At 66.2% G+C, this 5168-nt stretch carries 3 protein-coding genes; all 3 read left to right on the top strand.

From position 1 onward, the window contains the following. Positions 1–1039 precede the first annotated feature (1039 nt). Positions 1040–2593, top strand: a complete 1554-nt coding sequence (gene hutH / locus HMPREF0298_RS06790; RefSeq protein ID WP_006840390.1) for a histidine ammonia-lyase — start codon at positions 1040–1042, stop codon at positions 2591–2593. Positions 2594–2818: 225 nt separating this feature from the next. Beyond that, a complete protein-coding gene (locus tag HMPREF0298_RS06785; RefSeq protein ID WP_006840389.1) occupies positions 2819–4513 on the top strand; it encodes a urocanate hydratase in 1695 nt (564 codons plus the stop codon). A gap of 10 nt (positions 4514–4523) precedes the next feature. Continuing rightward, positions 4524–5168: amidohydrolase family protein (locus tag HMPREF0298_RS06780; RefSeq protein ID WP_006840388.1), on the top strand; the 645-nt coding region annotated here is incomplete at its 3' end.

The raw sequence follows: 5168 nt of genomic DNA, 5'->3' as shown, positions 1-5168 counted from the left end.
ACACTTTTTGACCCTTAACCCGAAAAACCCCTCCGCAGCCAGTCCGCTGAACGGGTGACTTGTCGCGCGAGGGGATTACAGTGTGAATTGTATAGACGCAAGGAAAAATTTTCAATATCTCGGGGGATCAAGTGCACGCTTTAGTGAAGACCGAATGGATATCCGAAGACCGCCTCAGACCGTATATGGAAATGACGTGGAACTGCAGGGATCTGGCGTGTGAAATCTACGTGCTAGATCGCCGACTGAGCGCCTACCTTTTCCAGGACATTTCCTACCTCGAAGTAGCCCTGCGTAACTCAATAAGCCATTATTTGACCAAAAGGTACGGCGATGACTGGTATTCAAGGGCCGAAATAGGATTCGACAACCGCGTGCGAGAGAATATTTCTGAGTCGTGGGAGAGCCTGCCTAGGAGGTTCACTTCTGAAAATGCGGTGCGGAACAGTAGATTAGGTGGCCGAGTCGTTGCCGCGTCAATGTTTCGAACATGGACAAACATGCTGGATAAAGGAGACACAACCGCGCTTCCCGCACCATTTGACCGGGCTAACCACGACAGAATCTGGACCGCTAGAGCATTGAACCAAGTCTTCCCTGGGGCTCGAAGTCTTGCCCGCCGGCAAGACCCCGACTTTGAGAATCAAGGCCTCACCCGCCAGTGGGTATATACGAAAGTGTTCCCCGTGAGACAGATCAGAAACAGAATTGCCCACCATGAATCTGTGGCCCCGAAAGGCGTTCCAATAACCGGCACTGAAACCCGGCTAACTCCACGCGAATGCCATCAATCCTGCCTAGACCTCGGCTCCATGCTCGACCGGGACCTGCGATCATTTCTGGAGCGCCTTCCGACCTCCAAGGTGTTGGATAAATTGGAATCGACTTTAGGTTCGTTACAGGCCTAACCCCCTAGCGCCCCACCCCACCCACCGGCTACACTTATTCCTCGTCGCGTCTGGCTGTCGCGCGTTTCAACTACATCGAGCCCGGTGAGGGCTCAAGTCACGTACGCATTCTTAAAACGCAAAGGACAGCCATGACCACCACGTACCCCTCCACCGTCACCGTCGGAATCGGCGCGCTCACCATCGACGAAGTCGTCGCCGTCGCCCGCCACGGTGCCTCCGTCGAGATCGACCCGGCCGCACTCACCGAAGTCGCCGCCACCCGCGACCGCATCGAGGAACTCGCCAACGACCCGACCCCCGTCTACGGCATCTCCACCGGCTTCGGTGCCCTTGCCCGCCGCCACATTCCCGAGGCGATGCGCGCCCAGCTGCAGCTCTCGCTCGTGCGTTCCCACGCCGCCGGTTCCGGCCCCGAGGTCGAGCAGGAGGTCATCCGGGCACTGATGCTGCTGCGCCTGTCCACCCTGTGCACCGGGCGCACCGGCGTGCGCCCGGTGGTCGTGGAAACGTACGCCGCCGTGCTCAACGCGCACATCACCCCGGTCGTGCGCGAGTACGGCTCGCTCGGTTGCTCCGGCGACCTCGCACCGCTTGCCCACTGCGCCCTGGCCCTGCTCGGCGAGGGCGAGGTGCGTGTCAAAGGCGGGGAGATCGTCCCCGCCGGCGAGGCACTGGCCGCAGCGGACATCGCACCGCTCGCCCTCAAAGAGAAGGAGGGCCTGGCACTGATCAACGGCACCGACGGCATGCTCGGCCAGCTCTGCCTGGCTATTGAGGACCTGCGCGAGGCCGCCAAGGTGGCCGACATCGCCACGGCTATGACGGTGGAGGGGCTGACCGGCACGCTCACCGTCTTCGCCGACGATCTCCAGCAGCTGCGTCCCCACCCGGGCCAGGCCGGCGCGGCCGCCAACATCCGCGCGGTGGCCGACGGCTCGGAGATCCTTGGGGCCGCTGCCGCCGAGTTCAAGCAGAAGCAGGTCCAGGACGCCTACTCGGTGCGCTGCGCCCCGCAGGTCGCGGGCGGTTTCCGCGACACCATTGCGCACGCGGAGCTCGTCGCCAACCGCGAGCTCGCCTCGGCCGTGGACAACCCCGTCGTGGCCCTGGATGGTCGGGTCACCTCGAATGGAAATTTCCACGGTGCGCCGGTGGCCTACGCGCTGGATTTCTTGGCCATTGTTGTTGCGGACCTGGCGTCGATAAGCGAGCGCCGCACGGACCGCTTCCTCGATACCGCACGCAACCGCGGGCTCAACGCCTTCCTTGCGGATGACCCCGGGGTTGATTCCGGGCACATGATCGCGCAGTACACGCAGGCCGGCATCGTCAGTGAGCTCAAGCGCAACGCGAATCCGGCCTCGGCGGATTCGATCCCGTCCTCGGCGATGCAGGAGGACCACGTCTCGCTGGGCTGGTCGGCGGCGCGCAAGCTGCGCCGCAGCGTCGACGGGTTGCAGCGCGTTCTCGCCATCGAGATCCTCACCGCGGCACGGGCGATCGACATGCGCGGCGCCGCCCCGGCGCCGGGCACGAAGGCGGCGATCGACGTGCTGCGCGAGCGTGTCGACGGCCCGGGCACCGACCGCTACCTCTCTCCCGAGATTGAGCACTCGGTGGCCCTGGTGAAGGACGGATCCTACGTCGAGGCGGTAGAGGCGGTCGTCGGCGCGCTGCGCTAGCCCACCCCAACCACTCCGCGCCGGTGTCTCGCATGTGAGACACCTGCCCAGTTTTTGCCCTTAACCGCCACGATCGCGCCCGCTACCGTCGATCCCAGACATGACCAATGTCACGCAATGTGTGGCGCGATTCGCTTTGCTGTGGCGGGGACAGCCCCGGGACTCCGGCCCGACGCAACAAGGCGAGCAGCGCTGCAGCGTAGCCACGCACGGAAGGGAAGCGCGATGAGCGAAAAGAACTGGGCCGAGGGCGCACGTGAGGTGCGCGCGCCGCGCGGCACCGACATCTCCGCCAAGAGTTGGCAGACCGAAGCGCCGCTGCGCATGCTGCACAATAACCTCGACCCCGAAGTCGCGGAGCACCCCGACACCCTCGTCGTGTACGGCGGAACGGGGCGCGCCGCGCGCAGCTGGGAGGCGTTTGATGCGATCGTCGATACGCTGCGCGAGCTTGAGCCCGACGAGACGCTGCTGGTGCAGTCCGGCAAGCCCGTTGGCGTGTGGCGGACCAACGAGTGGGCCCCGCGCGTGCTCATCGCCAACTCCAACCTCGTCGGCGACTGGGCCAACTGGGAGCACTTCCGGCAGCTCGAGGACGAGGGTCTGATGATGTACGGCCAGATGACGGCCGGGTCCTGGATCTACATCGCCACCCAGGGCATCCTGCAGGGAACCTTCGAGACCTTCTACGCCGTGGCGAAGAAGCTTTACGACGGCACGCTGGCCGGCACTCTGACGCTGACTGGCGGCTGTGGCGGCATGGGCGGGGCGCAGCCGCTCGCCGTCACCCTCAACGGCGGCGTCTGCCTCATCGTTGATGTCGACGAGTCCCGCCTGCGCCGCCGCCAGGAAAAACGCTACCTCGATACCGTCACCACGGACCTTGAGGAGGCAATCCGCCTGGTCACCGAGGCCAAGAAAGAGCGGCGCGCATTGTCCGTCGGTCTCGTCGGCAACGCCGCCGAGGTCTTCCCCGAGATGCTGCGCCGCCACCGCGCCGGCGAGCTCACCGTGGACATCGTCACCGACCAGACCTCCGCCCACGACCCGCTGGCGTACCTGCCCACCGAGATCACCGTCGACGAGTGGCACGCCGAGGCGGCCGCCGACCCGGTGACCTTCACCAAGAAGGCACGCGAGGCGATGGCCACCCAGGTCCAGTCGATGGTCGAGTTCAAGGACTCAGGCGCCGAGGTCTTCGACTACGGCAACTCGATCCGCGACGAAGCCCGCAAGGCCGGCTACACGCGCGCCTTCGAGTTCCCCGGCTTCGTGCCCGCCTACATCCGCCCGCTGTTCTGCGAGGGCCTCGGCCCCTTCCGCTGGGTGGCGCTGTCCGGCGACCCGGAAGACATCAAGGTCACCGACCAGGCGATCAAGGACGCCTTCCCCGACAACGAGCACCTGCACCACTGGCTTGACGCTGCCGAGGAGTACGTCGAGTTCGAGGGCCTTCCCGCGCGCATCTGCTGGCTCGGCTACGGCGAGCGCGCCAAGGCCGGGGTGATCTTCAACAACCTGGTCAAGGAGGGCAAGGTCAAAGCGCCGATCGTCATCGGCCGCGACCACCTCGATTCCGGCTCCGTGGCCTCGCCCTACCGCGAGACGGAGGCGATGTTGGATGGCACTGACGCCGTGGCCGACTGGCCGCTGCTCAACGCCATGACCGCCGTCGCCGGCGGGGCGACCTGGGTGTCCATCCACCACGGCGGTGGCGTGGGCATGGGCCGCTCCATCCACACCGGCCAAGTCACGGTGGCCGACGGCACGCAGCTCGCCGAGGCGAAGCTGAAGGCTGTGCTCACCAACGACCCGGGCATGGGCGTGATCCGCCACGTTGATGCCGGTTACACCCGCGCACACGAGGTGGCCGAAGAGCGCGGCGTGCGCATCCCGATGAAGTTCACGGCACGCGACTAGGGTGCGCACCATGGCTACCCTCCTTACCGGAATCTCGGAGCTGCGCACCGTCTCTGAGCTCGGCACGCTTCACGACGCCGCCCTTCTCACCCGCGGCGGTCTCATCGAGTGGGTCGGCCCCGCTGACCAGGCCCCGCCCGCCGACGAGACAGTCGACCTCGGCGGGCGCGCGGTGCTACCCGGTTGGGTGGATTCCCATACCCACATGGTCTTCGACGGCAACCGCGCGGACGAGTTCGAGGCCCGCATGGCGGGAAAGTCCTACGCCGCCGGCGGCATCGCGGTAACCATGGAGGCCACCCGACAGGCGAGCACGGCGCGTCTCGACGCCCTGGTGGCCGAGCGCGTCGCCGCAGGCCACGCCGGTGGAACCACCAGCTTCGAGACGAAAACCGGCTACGGCCTCGACGTCGCCTCCGAGGCCGAGGCCGCGAAGGTGGCCGCGCGCCACGTCGGCGACGTCACCTTCCTCGGCGCGCATCTCGTCCCGCCAGGTGCCGACCCGGAGACCTACGTCGGCGAAGTCGTCGGCCCCATGCTCGAAGCGGTGCGCGAACACGTGCAGTGGATCGACGTGTTCTGCGAGCGCGGCGCGTTCACCGAGGCGCAGTCGCGCCGCGTGCTCGAGGCCGGCCGTGCCGCGGGCCTGGGCCTG

Source organism: Corynebacterium lipophiloflavum DSM 44291 (assembly GCF_000159635.1).
GTDB lineage: Bacteria > Actinomycetota > Actinomycetes > Mycobacteriales > Mycobacteriaceae > Corynebacterium > Corynebacterium lipophiloflavum.
Note: the sequence above shows the minus strand (reverse complement) of the source record. Positions and strands in the feature narration are given on the sequence as shown.